General features: G+C 37.2%; 21 protein-coding genes and 2 tRNA genes. 12 read left to right on the top strand and 11 right to left on the bottom strand.

The genetic code is table 11. The features are described from left to right. The first annotated feature begins 35 nt into the window (after positions 1-35). From proS to rpsT, 4 genes are all read left to right on the top strand, one after another. Positions 36-1,511, top strand: a complete 1,476-nt coding sequence (gene proS / locus HME9304_RS02670; protein ID WP_112377119.1) for a proline--tRNA ligase — start codon at positions 36-38, stop codon at positions 1,509-1,511. Positions 1,512-1,585: 74 nt separating this feature from the next. Next, positions 1,586-1,657 (top strand) — tRNA-Glu (locus tag HME9304_RS02665). Between the two features lie 85 nt (positions 1,658-1,742). Further along, a tRNA-Glu gene (locus HME9304_RS02660) sits at positions 1,743-1,814 on the top strand. Positions 1,815-1,902: 88 nt separating this feature from the next. Beyond that, positions 1,903-2,154, top strand: coding sequence for a 30S ribosomal protein S20 (gene rpsT, locus HME9304_RS02655; protein WP_112377118.1), 252 nt, complete (start codon positions 1,903-1,905; stop codon positions 2,152-2,154). 99 nt (positions 2,155-2,253) lie between these two features. Here rpsT and HME9304_RS02650 read toward each other — a convergent pair whose 3' ends face one another. The 4 genes from HME9304_RS02650 to rho all read right to left on the bottom strand — a co-directional run bounded on the left by HME9304_RS02650 (position 2,254) and on the right by rho (position 5,848). After that, entirely contained in the window at positions 2,254-2,646 is a 393-nt protein-coding gene (locus HME9304_RS02650) for a DUF2306 domain-containing protein (RefSeq protein WP_206170487.1), read from the bottom strand. 94 nt (positions 2,647-2,740) lie between these two features. Then, the gene (locus tag HME9304_RS17070; protein WP_206170486.1) at positions 2,741-3,049 is read right to left on the bottom strand and encodes a hypothetical protein; all 309 of its coding nucleotides are present in this window, start codon (positions 3,047-3,049) and stop codon (positions 2,741-2,743) included. 386 nt (positions 3,050-3,435) lie between these two features. Then, positions 3,436-4,107, bottom strand: coding sequence for a flagellar basal body L-ring protein FlgH (locus HME9304_RS02640; RefSeq protein ID WP_112377116.1), 672 nt, complete (start codon positions 4,105-4,107; stop codon positions 3,436-3,438). Between the two features lie 139 nt (positions 4,108-4,246). Continuing rightward, positions 4,247-5,848: a transcription termination factor Rho gene (rho, locus tag HME9304_RS02635; RefSeq protein WP_112377115.1), complete on the bottom strand. Its 1,602-nt coding sequence runs from the start codon at positions 5,846-5,848 to the stop codon at positions 4,247-4,249. 191 nt (positions 5,849-6,039) lie between these two features. Here rho and HME9304_RS02630 point away from each other — a divergent pair, with 191 nt between their 5' ends. Beyond that, the gene (locus tag HME9304_RS02630) at positions 6,040-6,450 is read left to right on the top strand and encodes a DUF4293 domain-containing protein (protein WP_112377114.1); all 411 of its coding nucleotides are present in this window, start codon (positions 6,040-6,042) and stop codon (positions 6,448-6,450) included. Positions 6,451-6,529: 79 nt separating this feature from the next. On the opposite strand, the gene HME9304_RS02625 is transcribed toward HME9304_RS02630, so the two are convergent. Further along, the gene (locus HME9304_RS02625; RefSeq protein ID WP_112377113.1) at positions 6,530-7,492 is read right to left on the bottom strand and encodes an MBL fold metallo-hydrolase; all 963 of its coding nucleotides are present in this window, start codon (positions 7,490-7,492) and stop codon (positions 6,530-6,532) included. Beyond that, on the bottom strand, positions 7,492-7,986 hold the full coding sequence (locus HME9304_RS02620) for a metallophosphoesterase family protein (protein ID WP_112377112.1): 495 nt from the start codon (positions 7,984-7,986) through the stop codon (positions 7,492-7,494). Before HME9304_RS02620 ends, HME9304_RS02625 begins: the two co-directional genes overlap by 1 nt. A gap of 88 nt (positions 7,987-8,074) precedes the next feature. Between HME9304_RS02620 and truA the strand changes: the two genes are divergently transcribed. Together truA and HME9304_RS02610 are read left to right on the top strand one after the other, a co-directional pair. Beyond that, the gene (truA, locus tag HME9304_RS02615) at positions 8,075-8,821 is read left to right on the top strand and encodes a tRNA pseudouridine(38-40) synthase TruA (protein ID WP_112377111.1); all 747 of its coding nucleotides are present in this window, start codon (positions 8,075-8,077) and stop codon (positions 8,819-8,821) included. Then, a complete protein-coding gene (locus HME9304_RS02610; protein WP_112377110.1) occupies positions 8,814-10,586 on the top strand; it encodes an ABC transporter ATP-binding protein in 1,773 nt (590 codons plus the stop codon). The genes truA and HME9304_RS02610 overlap by 8 nt, the downstream gene beginning before the upstream one ends. Here the strand turns inward: HME9304_RS02610 and HME9304_RS02605 are convergent, their stop codons facing one another. Genes HME9304_RS02605 through folP form a run of 3 tightly spaced genes read right to left on the bottom strand, consistent with a single transcriptional unit; the run spans position 10,587 to position 13,015 of the window. Beyond that, positions 10,587-11,351, bottom strand: a complete 765-nt coding sequence (locus HME9304_RS02605; protein WP_112377109.1) for a DUF3667 domain-containing protein — start codon at positions 11,349-11,351, stop codon at positions 10,587-10,589. Next, entirely contained in the window at positions 11,352-12,137 is a 786-nt protein-coding gene (locus HME9304_RS02600; RefSeq protein ID WP_112377108.1) for a diadenylate cyclase, read from the bottom strand. Between the two features lie 44 nt (positions 12,138-12,181). Further along, entirely contained in the window at positions 12,182-13,015 is an 834-nt protein-coding gene (gene folP / locus HME9304_RS02595) for a dihydropteroate synthase (RefSeq protein ID WP_112377107.1), read from the bottom strand. Positions 13,016-13,108: 93 nt separating this feature from the next. Between folP and HME9304_RS02590 the strand changes: the two genes are divergently transcribed. Genes HME9304_RS02590 through HME9304_RS02570 form a run of 5 tightly spaced genes read left to right on the top strand, consistent with a single transcriptional unit; the run spans position 13,109 to position 16,655 of the window. Continuing rightward, positions 13,109-13,651 (top strand): DUF1599 domain-containing protein, encoded by a 543-nt coding sequence (locus HME9304_RS02590; RefSeq protein WP_112377106.1) that lies wholly within the window; start codon positions 13,109-13,111, stop codon positions 13,649-13,651. Continuing rightward, positions 13,648-14,742, top strand: a complete 1,095-nt coding sequence (locus tag HME9304_RS02585; RefSeq protein ID WP_112377105.1) for a BT_3928 family protein — start codon at positions 13,648-13,650, stop codon at positions 14,740-14,742. Before HME9304_RS02590 ends, HME9304_RS02585 begins: the two co-directional genes overlap by 4 nt. Before the next feature lie 25 nt (positions 14,743-14,767). Beyond that, entirely contained in the window at positions 14,768-15,517 is a 750-nt protein-coding gene (gene tpiA, locus HME9304_RS02580) for a triose-phosphate isomerase (protein ID WP_112377104.1), read from the top strand. 14 nt (positions 15,518-15,531) lie between these two features. After that, complete coding sequence (gene prmA, locus HME9304_RS02575; RefSeq protein WP_112377103.1) at positions 15,532-16,359, top strand: 50S ribosomal protein L11 methyltransferase; 828 nt, start codon at positions 15,532-15,534, stop codon at positions 16,357-16,359. A 20-nt stretch (positions 16,360-16,379) separates the two neighbouring features. After that, a complete protein-coding gene (locus tag HME9304_RS02570; protein ID WP_112379703.1) occupies positions 16,380-16,655 on the top strand; it encodes an ATP-dependent Clp protease adaptor ClpS in 276 nt (91 codons plus the stop codon). 8 nt (positions 16,656-16,663) lie between these two features. On the opposite strand, the gene HME9304_RS02565 is transcribed toward HME9304_RS02570, so the two are convergent. Together HME9304_RS02565 and HME9304_RS02560 are read right to left on the bottom strand one after the other, a co-directional pair. Continuing rightward, on the bottom strand, positions 16,664-17,551 hold the full coding sequence (locus tag HME9304_RS02565; RefSeq protein WP_112377102.1) for a glycoside hydrolase family 17 protein: 888 nt from the start codon (positions 17,549-17,551) through the stop codon (positions 16,664-16,666). Positions 17,552-17,593: 42 nt separating this feature from the next. Beyond that, positions 17,594-19,159 (bottom strand): MFS transporter, encoded by a 1,566-nt coding sequence (locus HME9304_RS02560; RefSeq protein WP_112377101.1) that lies wholly within the window; start codon positions 19,157-19,159, stop codon positions 17,594-17,596. Positions 19,160-19,168: the final 9 nt, after the last annotated feature.

Raw genomic sequence — 19,168 nt, 5'->3', positions numbered from 1 at the left:
GATTAAGTCACAAGTTTTGTGCCAAACTTATGTAGATGGGTAAAAAATTAACGAGTCGTAGCGATGATTATTCCAAGTGGTATAACGAGCTTGTAGTAAAGGCAGATTTAGCTGAGAATTCTGGAGTAAGGGGCTGTATGGTCATTAAGCCCTATGGCTTTGCAATATGGGAAAAGATGCAGGCCCAACTGGACAAAATGTTTAAGGAGACAGGGCATGAGAATGCTTATTTTCCGTTGTTTATACCGAAATCCTATTTAAGCAAGGAGGCAAGTCATGTAGAAGGTTTTGCAAAAGAATGTGCGGTTGTAACGCACTATCGATTGAAAAATGCCGAAGATGGTAGTGGAATTGTAGTGGACGAAGATGCCAAACTTGAAGAAGAATTGATTGTAAGACCTACATCAGAAACAATAATTTGGGACACTTATAGAAGATGGATCCAATCTTATAGGGATCTGCCACTGTTGATCAATCAATGGGCAAATGTAGTGCGTTGGGAAATGCGTACGAGGTTGTTTTTGAGAACTGCCGAATTCTTATGGCAAGAAGGGCACACAGCTCATGCTACAAGACAAGAAGCTATTGAGGAAGCGGAGCAAATGATGCACATTTATGCAGAATTTGCCGAAGAACACATGGCTGTTCCTGTCATAAAGGGTACCAAAACAGAAAGCGAACGTTTTGCGGGTGCCATAGAAACTTATTGTATTGAAGCACTAATGCAAGACGGGAAGGCTCTTCAAGCTGGAACTTCCCATTTCTTGGGGCAGAATTTCGCAAAAGCCTTTGATGTAAAGTTTGCCAATAAAGAAGGTAAGCAAGAATATGTATGGGCAACTTCTTGGGGAGTATCCACCAGATTGATGGGAGCATTGGTGATGACGCACAGTGATGATAATGGCTTGGTGCTTCCACCTAAGTTGGCACCTATTCAAGTGGTGATAATCCCTATTTATAAGGGCTTGGAGCAATTGGAGGCTATTTCCAAAAAAGTCGAGCCTTTGGTAAAAGAGCTTCGTTCCAAAGGAATTTCTGTAAAATTTGATAAGCGAGATACACATAAACCAGGATTTAAATTCAATGAGTATGAATTAAAAGGGGTTCCCGTACGCTTAGCTATAGGTCAACGAGATTTAGAAAACGATACCTATGAAGTCGCTAGGCGTGATACATTACAGAAAGAATCCGTAAAATCTGAGGAAATCATAAATAAAATAGAATCTCTTATGGATGAGATTCAAGAGAATATTTATAAAAAAGCTTTTGATTATAGAAAACACCATATCTCCAAGGTGGATTCATATGATGAATTTAAGAGAATTATAGAAGAAAAAGGAGGATTTGTTTCCGCTCATTGGGACGGCACCATAACTACCGAAGATAAGATCAAAGAGGAAACCAAAGCTACAATACGGTGCATTCCTTTAGATGTTGAAAAAGAGGAAGGTAAATGTATGGTAACAGGAAAACCATCCACCCAAAGAGTACTGTTTGCAAAGGCCTATTAAAAGGCTCAAAAAATAATAATTACTATTGCAAGACTTAAAAATAATTGTATTTTTGCATCCGCAATTATGCACCCGGCCCGTTCGTCTAGGGGTTAGGACGCCAGGTTTTCATCCTGGTAACAGGGGTTCGATTCCCCTACGGGCTACTAAGTTCAATGAAATATTGGTAAAATTGATCAAGGTTCAATAGGATAAGAAAATATCTTTTTGTTCTTGATTATTTATCATAACGGCCCGTTCGTCTAGGGGTTAGGACGCCAGGTTTTCATCCTGGTAACAGGGGTTCGATTCCCCTACGGGCTACAATAAAGTTATAAGTTCAGAATTTGGAGTTTAATCTAAAACTCAGAAACAATACTGATTTTATAACATAACTCATAATTATTAAAGAATGGCAAATCACAAGTCAGCATTAAAAAGAATTAGAAGAAACGAAGCAGTTCGTTTGCGCAATAGATATCAGCATAAAACAGTTCGTAACGCAATCAAAAAGTTGCGAAGCGAAGAGGATAAAAAAACTGCCCTAACACTATTGCCAACAGTTGTTGGAATGATAGATAAGCTTGCTAAGCGCAATATCATACATGATAATAAAGCTTCAAATTTAAAAAGCAAACTAATGAAAAGAGTTGCAGCAATGTAAATTTTCTACGGTTTTTAATTTATAGAAAGCGCTCCATACTAGGGCGCTTTTTTATTTTCTATATATTAGATTTAACGAGACAAAGAATTTCTAATCAATTTATCCAAAAAAGACCTCATTTAAATATCTTCCTGGTGCTAAAGTAAATCCACCGGCAATAATTAAGGCTCCAAAATATAACAAAATCATTTTTCGTTTGTGAACTTTTATCTTCCCTCTTCTTATCGCCATAATTGCAGTGGGTACAGTATACAAAGTTAAAAAACTAAATAGATGGATAAAGCCGAAATGATTCAAGAATTGGTTTCCTACTTGAGCTGGTAGAAAAAGTGATATAAATGCGGTAAAGAACATTAAGATCATGTAAATTTTTCCGATGGATCTATGATATTTCGTCCCTTTTTTTACGATTAAGAGATATGCTCCTAAAAAAATACATGGAACAACCGTAATAATATGGACATACATTAAAAATAGATAGGTAGTGGTCATAATTTTATTTTTTCCAAAGGAAGAAAAAATCCAAAAATTTCAACTTAATTGATTTCCCATTTGTAAATTTTAATGGACGAACCGTATTCTGACACTATCTAAATGCTTTTCTTTTACCCAATACTAATCCAATCATAAATAGGGAATACATTAAAACTATAGCGACCAACAAAATTGTCCTTAATTGAAACTGTAGTGAGATATTCAAGTTTAAATAATCCGAAAGTAAAATAAATGGAAATACCACATAAAAAATAAATAACCCTAGACCAACCCAAAATAATAAATTGTGTTTTTGGGAAAAAGGATTTTTCTCAGCCCTTTTTTCATTAAAATAAAGGATTAAAGCGAAAATCAAAATTAATGAGCCAACAGCATGGGCATAATTTAATTGTTCGTGCAAAGGATTTTGAAAGAAAGCACTAACAATGTAGGATAGTAAACATACGAAGGCTCCATATTTAATAATCTTTTTTGAAGACTTATTGGTGATGGTCTTCCAATAAACCCAATAAAAAAAGAGAAAAAATACTATTTGATAAATGTTATAAATAATAACATTGTGCCAATCATATCTATCATCTGAGAAAAATTGAAAATCATCATGATTCTTTATAAAATAACCTAAAAGCTCTGTAAAAAAAGTATAAATTATAAGTATGGGAAGATACTTTAACACAGTATCAAAATATCTTCTATATCGATATACTGCTACTGCCCATGTAATTAAGTACAATGGAATGTAAAAGTGGTCTTTACAAAACTGTATAAACTCTTGAGTCATTTTGTCTAAAAATCTCCAGAAGGTGGAGGTCCTGATGATCCATGATTCAAAGTCAAACTTTGGTCTTCTTGAGCTATAAAGGCATTTGAAAAGGAAGGACCAAAACTTGCATAAGATTTTCCTTCAGTTTTAGAAGTATTGCCGATTCCGTTTGGACTGACAGCATCTTTAACGCGTCTGGCGTTACCGTCAGCATCAATGTAAAACCCATAGTTTTGTCCATTAACATTCATGGTCGGGAGCATAAAGATTGAGTTTTGGCGTGGGTGCACGACTTTCTGTCCATCAGAAAATCTTCCTTCATTGGGGTAATTGGCAAAATAAAAACGAATTGTAGAGATATCTACCTTTGCCTCATTCGCTTCCTGTTCAATAAAGGCCATATATTGTTTCATGGTGTCATAATCAAATGCAATAAATCGGGAAGGCTTAAATTTTTCATCCTTGTTTTCATGTAATTCATAATCCCTGATAAGCTCTACACGATTCTTGGTATAATTGTCATAAAGTGATTTTGATTCTTCCAAAGTTATAATTTGCTTTGGAGGTTTTACTTTTTGTGGTGTCGGTTCCGGTTCATGATTGGGGTCCTCCTTTTTTGGTGTTTGTTGGCACGCGCCTAAAAAAAGGAATATAGCTCCCAATATTGGGTAGGCTATTTTTTTGGTGTTTTTCATGTTGTAAGTGTTTTAGTGTGTAGTAAAAGGTATCGGTAATAAAGATATGTTTTTTCTGTAATATGGTGTATAAAAAAACCCTTTGACATTACTCAAAGGGTTTCAAATCAGTACTGTTCAATAAGTTTGAATCTTTAAATTATTGACTCATGGTCAACAAAAATTCTTCGTTGTTTTTTGTTTGTTTAATTCGCTGTTCCATAAACTCCATGGCTTCCACAGGATTCATGTCCGCCAAATACTTACGCATGATCCACATACGTTGAATAGTGGTCTCATCAAGCAAAAGATCATCCCTACGAGTTGATGATGAGATAAGATCAATGGCAGGGAAAATTCTACGATTGGAAATTCTTCTATCCAATTGCAGTTCCATATTACCGGTACCTTTAAATTCTTCAAAGATGACCTCGTCCATTTTGGAGCCCGTTTCTGTCAAAGCAGTAGCAATAATTGAAAGTGAACCTCCATTTTCAATATTTCTCGCAGCACCAAAAAAGCGTTTTGGTTTGTGAAGGGCATTGGCATCTACACCACCGCTCAATACTTTACCGGAAGCTGGCTGTACAGTGTTGTAAGCTCTCGCCAATCTAGTGATGGAATCCAAAAGGATTACTACATCATGGCCACATTCAACAAGACGTTTTGCTTTTTCCAAAACAATATTGGCCACCCGAACATGTTCAGTAGCTTCTTTATCAAATGTAGAGGCAACAACCTCGCCCCGTACATTACGTTGCATATCGGTGACCTCTTCTGGACGCTCATCGATTAAAAGAATAATCTGATAAACTTCTGGATGATTGGCCGCAATGGCATTGGCAATATCTTTTAGCAACATTGTCTTACCCGTTTTGGGCTGTGAAACGATCATTCCACGCTGTCCTTTTCCAATCGGAGAGAACAAATCCATGATACGAGTTGACAGCGTACTTTGACGTTCTGCCAATTTAAATTTTTCTTTTGGGAACAATGGAGTAAGGTGCTCAAATGAAACACGGTCTCTCACAACCTGGGGATCTAGACCATTTATTTTACTGACCTTTATGAGCGGGAAATATTTCTCACCTTCTTTAGGCGGTCTTACGTTGCCCAGCACCGTATCACCCGTTTTAAGACCAAATAATCTAATTTGGGATTGGGAAACATAAATGTCATCTGGAGAAGATAGATAATTGTAATCGGAAGAGCGTAAAAAGCCGTAACCGTCCTGCATAATATCAAGAACACCTTCGCTTTCAATGATACTGTCAAACTCAAATTCAGGTTCTTTATATCTGTTTTTTAAGTCTTTATCAAAATTGCTGCTCTTTTTATCGTTTCCGCTACTTCTTTGATGCTGATTGTTCCTTCTATTGGTGTTCTGATTTTTCTGTGGACCGCTTTGTTTTTGCGGTTCTCTTTTTTTAGGTTGTTTATCTTCTCTTTTCTCAGCTACGTCTTTTTTCTCAGCTACCTCGGTTTCTACTTTAGCTTCAACCTTGGTTTGTGTAGCCGTTTCATTCTGTTCTTTCTTTGGCCGCGGTGCTCTTGCTCTCTTGGGTTTAGGAGTAGGGTTTTCATCGGTAGCGGTGGTTGTTGCTGTTTCTTGTACAGCTTTTGGATTGGATGCCTGTACATCCAGAATTTGGTATACCAAATCAAGTTTTTTTAGGGTCTTAAATTTGGGAACACTAAGGGTTTTTGCAATTTCCTGTAACTCAGGAAGCTTTTTAGCTTTTAGATCTGAAATCTCGAACATTAAATAATAAATAAGTTAGACTTGTATAATGTAATAATTGGAGTAAAAAGTTATTTGGGTACTACGATAGGATAGATTTCCTTGGGTAAGTGCTTCGCTAATAACGACACAAGTATACAAATTATTTTTCAACATAAGGGGACATTTACAGAAAAGACGCTTATTTTTGCCTTCCGAAATCAATTTGGACGATGATTCAACGAATTCAGACACTATATTTGGTAATTGTGGGCTTAGTTGCCGGCATATTGCCATTTCTCTTCAACTTATGGATTGACGGGAAAGGAATTGAATTTTTTGCCCAGAACGAACTGTGGATCAGTATAGCCTTCTATGTTTCCGCTGTTCTTGCAGTGATTTCGATTCTTATGTACAAAAACAGACAAAATCAATTTGTGGTGAACAGATTGAATATGATATTGAATCTTTTTTTACTAGGATTTTTCGTTTACCGATCGCTAAGCTTATCTGGAGAGGCCATGGTCTCAGAGAAGGGTATTGGGATGCTGATTCCTGTATTTTCTATCGTTTTTCTAGTTCTGGCCAATAGAGCTATTAAAAAGGATGAAGATCTTGTAAAATCTGTTGATCGTTTGCGTTAAACCTAACATCTTAGTAGTATTAGTGCGAGAAAACCCGGCCTAGAGCCGGGTTTTTATTTTTTTAACTAATATGGTATAGCTACAGGGTTATAACTTGTTTAAAAGCAGCAATATTAAAATGTTTTTCCAGTACTGCCTTTGATTGCTCGCTGTCCAAATCAAGTAATGGATTGGTATGGTTAAAATGGATGAAATGGATTTTCTTCTTTTCTGCAACAGGCAAATCCTTGAATAGTTTCATGCTTTCGATAATAAATGGATGTGGAATTTCAGAGATATCCCTGTTATCGATTTCAGCACCATCAAAAAAGGTGGCATCCAAAAAAGCATAGTCCACGCGCTTTATTTCTTCAATAATATTTTTCTCCCATTTGGACCATTTATCAATATCCGGAATGAACAGAACAGATTTTGTGGGACCGGTTATTTTGTAACCAACAGTTTCTGAGTATTCATCCCTATGCGGTACCAAAAATGGTGCAACACTTAGGTTTTTTGTAAGCGATATGTTTTTTTGGTGATCTATTTCCTTTAAAACAATATTTTTCAATTGCACCAACTGATTCCAAGGCCCATTATTATTGAGAAATTCCCTCATTTTGGGCATGGCGTAAACAGGCACCCTTTCAGAACCCAAGGCTTCACGCCCTAAGTACATTAGTCCCGTATAGTGCCCTATATGGGCATGCGTCAAAAAAATACCATCTGGGGTTTCATTGTATTTATTGGAGAATTCCTTCAATAATTTTAATTGTGAGGTAATATCAGGCGTAGCCTCAAATAAATAGGTTTTATTATTCTGGTGGTCTACAATACCAAGACTTACTACCTTACGATCGGAATCAGGTTTTTCAAAAAGGGAAGAACAGCAATTTTTTTTACAACCTATATGTGGGCTTCCACCATCTTGTACAGTCCCTAAAATATATAAGGAAACTTTCACATCGTCTAAAATAGGACTTGAAACATCGCTTTTTTCAATCTTTGGTTTATGGGAACATGCCAAAATTAAAAGAACAGGAATTATGCAATATTTCTTCATTATGACTTACCTATTTCTATTACTTCTAAATCAGAAATCTTTTCCCCATCTATCACAAATCGCAACATGGTACGTACATGATGGAATCCATGCTTTCCACATGCCCCAGGATTCATATGTAGCAGCCCCAATTTTTTATCGTTCATGACCTTTAAAATATGGGAGTGGCCGCAGATAAAAAGTTTTGGTGGTTTTCGCTGAATGTCTTCTCTTACACGAATGTTGTATTTGGTGGGATACCCGCCTATATGGGTTATCCAAACATCAACATCTTCACAAAAAAAGCGATTGTTTTCAGGAAACTCTTTTTGAATAATGTGGTCATCAATATTTCCGTACACTCCACGGAGCGGCTTGATTGCTTGTAACTGGTCTGTGACACTAAGGCTTCCAATATCCCCTGCATGCCAAATTTCGTCTGCTTGTGAAGCATACTTTAATATTGTATCATCCATATGTCCATGGGTGTCCGAAAGCAACAGAATTTTGGTCATAAGGCTAAAAATTTCCTAAAAAGGGTAGATTGAATTTAAGTTGGATGGGATTCAAGTATCTTTAACGTTCTAAAAATAAGGTATTCAATTGAGATATTTTATCCGATTTTCCTATTTCGGAAAAGCTTACCATGGATGGCAGAACCAACCCAACGCTATTACAGTTCAAGAAGTACTGGAGAAAGCGCTGTCTACCCTATTGCGCCAAAAAATTGAAATAATCGGTGCAGGAAGAACGGATGCAGGGGTTCATGCAAAGGAAATGTACGCCCATTTTGATTTTGATACAATTACGGATAGGGAAGCCCTTATTTATCGACTTAACGCTTTTCTTCCCGAAGATATATCCGTTAAGGAAATTGAATGCGTTAAAGCAGATGCCCATGCACGTTTTGATGCCATTGAACGAATATATCAATATTGGGTGATTCAGGAAAAAAACCCGTTCTATTCAGATTTTGCCCATTTTGTGAGACAGCCGATAGATATTAATGCCATGAATACATCAGCATCATTTTTGATGGACCATACTGATTTTGAATCTTTTTCCAAATCCAATACCGATGTCAGAACATTCAATTGTTCCATTAAAAGAGCCGTTTGGACCAAAGAAGAAGATAAGCTGGTCTTTACAATTACTGCAGATAGGTTTCTTCGCAATATGGTAAGGGCAATTGTAGGTACATTGCTCAATGTAGGTGTTGGTAAAATGAAACCAGAAGATATCAATACGATTATCAAAAATAAGGATAGGGGAGAAGCTGGAGTTTCTGTACCCGCAAAAGGATTATATTTGACTGGAATATTATATCCCAAACAACTTTTTGATGAGTAAAAAAGATGAAACCGGAACAGCTTTTGATCTAGGATTGTTCAAGAGGGTCTTTGCACATACAAAACCATACAAGACCATTTTTTGGGTAGTTGCCATTGTTGCCATATTTTCTGCGGCTTTTGCAGTTTTAACGCCTATATTGGTAAGGGATATCATCAATCAAGCACTATCAAATAGAGACAGTGACCAATTGGTCATTGTGGTTTTGGCCATGTTGGGTGCGCTGTTCGGACAGGTCATTTGTCAACTTTCCTTTAATTATTATGCCAATCTTTTGGGAGAATCCGTAATCAAGGATATCCGTATCAAGCTTTTTAAAAAGATGATGGGCTTTAAAATGACCTATTTTGATAATTCATCTATTGGGGTTCTTGTAACAAGGGCCGTAGCAGACATGCAACGTATCGGTGAGATATTTAGTCAAGGTTTTTTTGTAATTGTTGCAGATTTATTAAAAATGGTTTCAGGTGCAGCAGTGATGATTTTCATCAATTGGAAATTGGCCTTTATCGTTTTTGCTATTTTACCTGTTATTTTGATTGCCACGCGCTTGTTTCAGAAAGCTATGAAAATTGCTTTTATTGAAGTTAGGGCACAGGTTTCCAATTTAAATTCGTTTGTTCAGGAACGTCTGGCAGGTATGAAGATAGTTCAGCTTTTCAATAGGGAAGAAATTGAAAAGGAGAAATTCAGGATAATTAATGAGAAACATCAAAATGCGTGGTTAAAGACGGTTTGGTACAACTCAATCTTTTTCCCTATTGCAGAGATTTCTTATTCCATTGGTATTGGTTTGGTAGTTTATTTTGGTGTGATTCAGAATATTGAGAACACAGCCTTGAACGATACAGGTTCCATCTTTGCATTTTTCTTCTTGATGGATTTACTGTTTCGTCCATTGCGCCAGATTGCCGATAAGTTCAATACATTGCAAATGGGAATGGTGGCAGCAGGAAGGGTGTTCAAGATTTTGGACATTAAGAGTCATATTCCGGATACAGGAACTTTGGAGAAAGACAAGGTGAAAGGCACTATTGAATTTTCAAATGTCCACTTTGGCTATATTGCGGACGAGGAAGTGCTTCATGGTATTTCTTTTAAGGTCGAAGAGGGGCAAACAGTTGCTATCGTAGGTGCAACAGGTGCGGGGAAATCTACGATAATCAATTTATTGAATCGTTTTTATGAAATAGATTCAGGGGATATCTTAATTGACGGGGTCAATATTCGTGATTACACTTTACAATCGCTTCGATCCCATATCGCAGTGGTATTACAGGATGTCTTTCTCTTTGCAGATTCAATAGCCAATAATATTTCACTTCGTGAAGAATCTGTCACTGTGGCGGAAATTGAAGCTGCGGCCAAACAGATCGGCGTCCATGAATTTATTTCGAGCTTACCTGGCGGTTACCAATATAATGTAAAAGAACGCGGAACCATGCTCTCCAGTGGACAACGGCAACTGATTGCTTTTTTAAGAGCTTATGTGAGCAATCCAAGCATTTTAATTTTGGACGAAGCCACTTCTTCGGTCGATACCTATTCGGAACAATTGATACAGCAAGCTACGGACAAGGTTACCGAAGGCAGAACTTCTATCATTATAGCACACCGTCTGGCAACCATTAAAAAAGCAGATAAAATTATGGTTATGGATGCCGGGCAAATTGTTGAAACCGGAACGCACCAAGAACTACTCAAAAAAGGAGGATATTATAGTAATTTGTACGAGGCCCAGTTTCTAGCGGAAGAAGTTGCTTAGCTATTTCGGTGCGAAATCCTCGAGATTAACATAACCTACCAATAGCGCAGCTGTTATGATTAATATCCCTATTGCCATCATTATAAAAATAAATAATATTAAGTAAATAAACGCTCTAAAGAAAGTGCTCAAAAATGCCGTTTGATGCAATTTTCCAAAAATGTAAAATTGGTATATGATGGTGACCACTAAAAACAACCAATTAAAAATATCATAGGTTATATCAAAAAGTCCAAATAAAGGAATACAAAGCAGGACTTGAACAAACGAAGTTTGCCCAATTATATATGCATTCGCCACCAAGTGTTCCGTATAATTAAATTTCCTCCTATCAATAAACAGAAGCCATGTCATTAAAGCGTAAATAGGCATAATGACATACGATAGTAAACCTTGATAATCAAAAATAAAATCTAGATTTGCCGTTTGCTTGTCCGAAAAACTACTCTTTGTAAGGTTAACGTGATAGACATCTCTGAGAATAAAAAACAAGAGTCCCGAGAGTGTTATCGCAATAGCAAAATAACTTACGGGGTTCATGTATTTTTTACGGGTCCCTGAAATATAACATCCAATCACGACATCCGGGTTTGAAAATAAATGGCGAAAAGTTTTTAAAAAAGTATTGTCCAAATTAAATACCTGGTAGCTTAAATCTTGCCAGACACTTTTTAGGGATATTCGCTTTTTAATAACTTTTGCTCCACAACTTGGGCAAAAACTGTAATCTGTCCGTAGGGATTCGTTGCAATTCTTACAGGCCATTTATTCCAAATCCTTTTTGATAAAATTGATCAGTTCCTCAGGATTTTTATAGGGAACAAACTCTCCGTTCTTTATATAGGAAATTATTCCGGTCTCTTCACTGACGACCAAGCAGATGGCATCAGTTTTTTCGGTTATACCAACCGCTGCTCTATGTCTTAGGCCATAACGTAACGGAATGTTCCTTTCATTGGAAACCGGTAAGATGACCCTTGTAGCGGTTATATAATTATCTTGGACAATGGCGGCACCATCATGCAAAGGACTGTTCTTGTAAAAAATACTTTCTATAATGGGCTGGGTTATTTCAATGTTCATGGTATCCCCGGAAGATCTTACAAAATCCAGGGAGTTGGCCCGTTCAATAACAATGATGGCTCCAGTTTTGGTTGCGCCCATTTTCTCGCATGCCCCAATAATCGCCGTAACATCTGTGTCCGTGGGCATTGCTTCATGTCTTAAAAACTTAAAATGGCGGATAAAATTTCGTTTGGAGGCAAAATTGGTAGAACCCACCATTAACAAAAACTTTCTTATTTCTTGTTGAAAAACAATAATCAGTGCAATCAATCCAATGTTCATGAACCCTCCTACCATACTGCTGATCATTTCCATCTGTAAAAGCTCTGTGAGTTTCCATAGAGCCCAGACGATAACAATACCAATAAATATATTGATGGCAACAGTGCCTTTGACCAATTTATAGATATAGTAGAGTAGTGCGGCTACAAGAACAATGTCTATGACATCTGTAATCTTAAAATCAAGAAAATTCAGGAAATCCAACCGCGATGTTTTTGTAAAATTAACAAAAATAGCAGAACCAAAAGTTACAGACCGTTTGCTTTCAATTCGTTTATGAGTTTTATGCACTCGTGTGCTTCTTTAACGTCGTGTACCCTTAAAATATTGGCTCCTTTCAACAAAGCTATCGTATGTAGTGCAGTAGTTCCGTTTAGTGCTTCTTTTGGAGTTGACCGTAAAATTTTATATACCATGGATTTTCTACTCAGACCAATTAGAATAGGAACTTTAAAAGTTTGGAAAAGATCTAGGTGATTTAAAAGAATGTAGTTCTGTGCCGTTGTTTTGGCAAAACCGAATCCAGGGTCAATTATGATATCATTGATTTTTTTTGACGTAGCGTTGTTTATTTTTTCTGAAAAAAAGAATAAAAGGTCTTTTAGCAAATCATCATAAACCACTCTTTTTTGCATGGATTGTGGCGTACCCTTTAAATGCATCATTATGTAAGGAACTTGGTGTTGCGCAATTACATTCAACATTTCAACATCCAGATTTGCAGCAGAAATATCATTGATGATTGCAGCACCAAGTTGTAGGCTTTCCGAAGCAACTTTGCTCCTAAATGTATCTATGGAGATTAAGGCATCAGGGAAATTTTTGAGTATCGATTGCAGTATGGGCAGCAATCGTTTAAGTTCTTCGGCTTCAGGTACATGATTGGCACCGGGCCTGGAGCTATAGGCACCTATATCGATAAAAGTAACGCCATCATTGAGCATTTTTTCAACCTGACCAAGAATAGCTTGCTCCCCGCTATACTTTCCACCATCATAAAAAGAATCAGGGGTAAGATTAAGGATTCCCATGACTTTTGGGGTACTTAGGTCGATTAAAGTTCCTCTACAGTTTATGGTCATAAAAAATACCTGCTTTGTTGCGTTTCATTATCTTTGATACTGTTTTTACAGCACTTTAGTTTGGACGAAATTTACGCAAATTAGCAAGAATACATGCAGCAGACTTCCCAACAATATGATAAAGTAATCAAGACCTGCCGAGAATTATTTCTCAAAAAAACAAAGGATTATGGTACGGCTTGGCGAATTTTGAGACTTCCCTCCTTAACGGACCAAATATTTATTAAAGCACAGCGCATACGAAGTTTACAGCAAAACGAAGTACGGAAAATTGATGAAGGGGAGCAATCTGAATTTATCGGGATAATAAATTATTCCATCATGGCATTGATTCAATTGAAAAAAGGAGTTGCCGAACAACCTGATTTGGAGGCGGATGATGCTATTGCACTTTATGACAAAGAGGTCGCCACAACCAAAACCCTCATGGAAAACAAAAACCACGATTATGGCGAAGCATGGCGGGATATGCGAGTAAGCTCATTGACCGATCTAATACTGCAAAAGTTACTTCGGGTAAAACAGATTGAAGATAACAAAGGGGCAACATTGGTAAGCGAGGGAATAGATGCCAATTATCAAGATATTATCAATTATGCAGTATTTGCGTTGATTCATCTAAACGAAAAGTCATGAAGTATTTGGTATGGATTTCCAGAATTTTTGTTGGTATCTTATTCATTGTAAGCGGACTTATAAAATTGAACGACCCCGTTGGGTTCTCATTTAAACTGGAAGAATATTTTAGCCAGGGCGTATTGGACCTTCCTTTTTTAATGCCTTTTGCTCTGGGTGTTTCTATTTTTGTGGTTATTGTTGAAGTGATTTTAGGAGTACTGTTGCTTATAGGGGTCAAACCAAAATTTACGTTGTGGAGCTTGCTGTTGATGATAGTTTTCTTCACGTTTTTAACTTTTTATTCAGCCTATTTCAACAAAGTAACCGATTGTGGTTGCTTTGGTGATGCCATAAAATTGACCCCATGGGAATCTTTTACAAAAGACATCATTCTTTTCGTGTTGATACTTATTCTGTTTTTTGGGAGAAAGTATATATTGCCAATTTTTAATCCGAAAATCAATTGGATTATCGCTGGTATATCGCTATTTGCTTGTATTTTGTTTGCCAACCATGTACTGAATCATTTGCCTTCGGTAGATTTTAGGCCCTACAAAATTGGCGCGAATATCCAAGAAGGTATGCGCGTACCTAACAATGCGCCAAAAGCTATCTATGAATATGCTTGGCGTTTTAAAGTGAATGGCAACGATAAAATTGTTGTTACCAATGGAGAATATCCGCAAGTTGATGGTGAGTTCGTTGACGTTGAAACTACTGAGATACAAGAGGGATACGAACCTCCAATCCATGATTTTACTATAGAGAAAGATGGTGTGGACCTAGCTTCCGAGATTTTGGAAGAAAATAAATTGGTCATGGTGATAGCCTATGATTTGGCAAAAAGCAATGAAAAAGTTTTTTCAGAAGTTGCCAAAGTAGCGGAAAATGCAAAAAACAAAGGCTATAGCGTAGTGGGAATGTCAGCTTCCAGCTCAGAAAGGGCGGAAAACATAAAAGCAAAGTTCAATCTGGATCTGGATTTTTATTTTACGGATGAAACTACATTGAAAACGATTGTAAGGTCCAATCCAGGGGTATTGGTTTTGGAAAAAGGCACCATTTTACAAAAGGTACATTATAACGATTTGGATAAATTGGATTTCTAGATAAAAACATTAAAAACACGAGCACATGAGAACCAAAATAGTAGCAGGAAATTGGAAAATGAACAAAAATCTCGAAGAAACCGAGACATTGCTAACAGAATTATCGGCCAAACTACCTGATACAGATGCTGAGGTTATTGTGGCACCGACTTTTGTGAACTTGGCCGCTGCAAAGGAAAGCTTGGATTCATCTATAATACAGGTCGCTGCACAAAATATGCACTATGCTGAAAATGGTGCTTACACCGGTGAGATTTCGGCAGATATGTTATTGAATATTGAAGTTGATATTGTAATTCTAGGCCATTCTGAAAGAAGATCGCTTTTTGGGGAATCTGATGGACTATTGAACAAAAAAGTGAAAGCTGCTTTGGGAAAAGGTATGAAAGTAATTTTCTGTTTCGGTGAAGAGTTGGAAGACAGAAAATCAGACAACCACTTTTCCGTAGTGGAGCATCAATTAAAAAACGGTCTTTTTGATTTGGATGCCAAGGCATGGGGGAGCATTATATTGGCATACGAGCCAGTTTGGGCTATTGGTACCGGTGAGACCGCAAGCCCTGAACAAGCGCAGGAAATGCATGCTTTTATACGGAAAACAATTTCAGAAGCCTATAACAATTCAATCGCGGACGCGGTTTCCATTTTATATGGCGGAAGTGTAAAACCGTCCAACGCCGAGGAGATTTTTTCAAAGCCCGACGTAGACGGCGGTCTTATAGGTGGAGCTTCTCTAAAAGGAGATGACTTTGTAAGTATCATCAAAGCAATCTAAAATCAGTTTCAAATTTGATTTATATCGAGTACAGCTTCAGTATTTCTCCTAAACAGCCAGCCACTGATATTTTGATCGCTGAATTGGGCGAAAAAGGTTTTGAGAGTTTTATTAAAAGCGAAATTGGACTTTTGGCCTATATTTTAAAATCTGAATGGGAAGAAGATATATTGAATGACGTTTTCATCCTGAAGAATCCTGATTTTCAAATTAGCTGGTCCCATAAGGAAATTCCACAGCAAAACTGGAATGCCGAGTGGGAAAAGAATTTTCACCAAATCAAGGTAGGTGATAGGTGCATGGTAAGAGCACCTTTTCACAGGGCCGAAAATCTACAGTATGACATAATCATCGAACCTAAAATGAGTTTTGGAACAGGGCACCATGAGACCACTCATATGATGCTGCAACAAATTCTTGATTCAAATTTAGAAGGTAAATCGGTTTTGGATATGGGTTGTGGCACAGGAGTTTTGGCAATTCTTGCCGATATGAAAGGAGCCAAATCAGTAGACGCCATTGACGTTGATGAATGGTGTTTTTTGAATTCCAAGGAAAATGTAGAAAGGAATAACCGAAATCATATAAAAGTTTATCAAGGAGATAGTAGTTTGTTGGTAGGAAAAAAATACGATGTTATAATCGCGAACATCAATAGAAATGTTTTACTTGAAGATATTTCCATTTACTCAGATTGTTTAAATCCTGATGGGGCACTTTTTCTAAGTGGTTTTTATTTAAAGGATTTAGATGCAATTTCCTCAAAATGTAGCATTCATAATCTGCAATTTGAAAAAAAATTGGAAAAGAATAATTGGGTTTCCGTAAAATATGTAAATTAGAATTGATTAATTCAACAATCATGGGAATTAAAGAAAAAGTTTCAGAAGAATTACTTCTTGAAGAAGAAACGGTAAAGCAGAACGAGATTGTCCTTTTTAATGATGATGTAAACACTTTTGACCATGTCATTGAAACCTTGATAAACGTATGCGAACATACTGCAGAGCAAGCGGAACAATGCTCATTGATCGTTCACTACAATGGAAAGTGTACTGTAAAAACAGGGGAATATACCTATTTAGAGCCAAAGTGCTCCAAATTGCTTCAGGCAGGTCTTAGTGCTGAAATAGTATAGATAAAATATTAAAATTTTCTTATTTCATCCTTGTCCCAAAGTCCCCAATACGCCCCCACGTCACCTTCAGCACCTATCTTCCATGATTCATCAAAAGATGAAAAATAGAAAATTTCGATATCGTCTTCCTGAGCCCATTTTTGGGTATTCATAAAGTATTTCAACATATTGTCCAAGGATGGATATGCTCCTTCCAAACTGGTTCCCTGACTGGGCCAACCTGTTTCAGAGATAATTACTTTTTTACCATTGCCCGCTTTCAGCGCTCTTTGATACATATCCTTCATATACAATAAGGAATAGTCCAAATCACATCCTTCCCAAAATGGATAGCAATTGGCTAAAATTATATCACAAGCGTCCGCGATTCTCGGATGATCCGAAAACTCGTAATACGCATCCACATATCCCATTGGTACGTCAGGAATAGCTTGTTTTACACGGTCCATGAATTCAAGTAGTTCATCCTCAGTTAGGTCGCCCCTCAACAATACTTCATTTCCAACAGCAGCGATATCCACATGCCCCTCTTTGGCCATTTGAATCAGATTGGTTACCTCCTTTTCATTGATCTTTGGGTCATCTCCAAGCCATGCACCCACCATGGTCTTAATGCCAAATTCCCTGGCAATTTTAGGAATCAATTCGTTTCCCTCGGTACAGGAAAAAGAACGGATCCAATCTGTATACGGGCTAATTATCTCCATTCTTCTTCTGATCTGTTCTTCTGTAATCTGTTCACCTGGTTTTTGCCCTTCTTCATACGGACTAAAACAAAGACCATGCATTCCACCTTCCAAAACCTCCTTACAAAGTTTTTTAAGTTCTTTTGTGGTCTTGCCTGCATAATCAAGGGCAGCTAATGCCAAAAACTTTTCTTTTCTTGATGACGACATAATGTTCCTTTAAATTGTACTTTTCATTTATTCAAATTTAGGCTAAAGTTCTCCTCTACGCTTGACCAATTGTGCTTTAATTTCTTTAGCTTTTTTTTCAGATAGACTATATGTCCACATCACCCAAACCGCAAGTGCTGCCGTTAGAGAAGGGACTAATATGTCAGCTATTCTAAGGTCATTCATTGTCTCTGCGGTTTGCACAGTAATATTAGGATCAAAACCTACAATTTTTAAAATAACACCGCCTAGAACAAGCGCAATGGACTGTCCTATTTTAACCATTAGCCAGTAAATAGCACCAAAGGTGCCTTCTTTCCTTGGCATGCCATTGTTTAATTCGTCCAAATCACAGACATCTGCTGTCATGGACATCATCAATGTAAACAATCCTCCCATCCCGAAAGCAAATAAAGGAATCGGTAAAAATATAAGCCATGGCACTTCACTGCCAGGATCTATACTAAACCATGACATTCCTATACTGTCCAGAAATGGGTTTATGCTCTCGAAAATGGAACCTACTCCTGAATTTAAGCTTTTGCCAAATTCAGTTTGGTTAAATTGACTGTTCAATTCTTTATCAAATCCCCACCATTTTAATATGTAGCCAATGATCGAAAGAACAGTAGAAATAATAAATGCTTTTCTTTTGCCCCATTTATTTGCCATTCTAGAAATTATAGGGATAACTATAAAGGCAGTTATCATTGCATTGATCGTGTTGAACCACGCCGGCCAAGTACCTGCCATATCGTAACTACCACTATACATATAGAAAACAATAATAAAAACACCAAATGCCGCTACCAATTGAAAACCGTTAAAAACTAAAAATGTAGCGCCACAGAGTTTCATAAACGGCTTGTTTTTGGAGACTTGTATAATCCCGGCCCATAATTCTTTTAAGTTTACAGCAAGGGTTTTAAAATTAATTTCTTTACGGTTCTCCATGTTGGAAGCGTCAATACCTTTACAAAACAACGCAGGTAATATTCCAAAGACAACGCACATTACGCCAACGATTAAGGCCATGGTTCGTACGCCTTCGGTTTGTGTGTTGAACGTGTTCGAATCTGGAATAATAACGTACAGCCATGGAACTATCATCCATGCAATTTGGCCCATGGTATTGGAAAAAGCCATCAAACGGGTACGCTCGTTATAATCTGAGGTCATTTCATAGCCCAGACCCACCAATGGCGTCGCAAACATGGTATTACCAATAAGGAATAGCAATTGAAGAATCATTACGTGCCAAATGATATAGGACTCAGAAGCATTATCGTCAATTTGCCACATTAGAAAGAAAAGCAGTCCACTTATGATGGCACCAACAAAAATGTAGGGTCTTCTTCTTCCAAACTTGGATTTTGTATTGTCAGAAATGAAACCCATTATCGGGTCTGTTATCGAATCAAATATTCTTGGCAATCCTCCCAAAAGTCCTGCCCACAATGGATCAACCCCCCATGCAGTAAGTAAAAAGAACTGGATGAAGACACCCAGTGTTCCGGGTAATATGTTCAGAATAAAATGACCTGCTCCAAAAGCAGCTTTTTGTCCAACTGGAACTTTATCTTTGTTAATCGCTTTTATCTTAGGCATGTCAATGAG

The sequence above is a fragment of the Flagellimonas maritima genome, from assembly GCF_003269425.1.
Lineage (GTDB): Bacteria > Bacteroidota > Bacteroidia > Flavobacteriales > Flavobacteriaceae > Flagellimonas > Flagellimonas maritima.
Note: the sequence above shows the minus strand (reverse complement) of the source record. Positions and strands in the feature narration are given on the sequence as shown.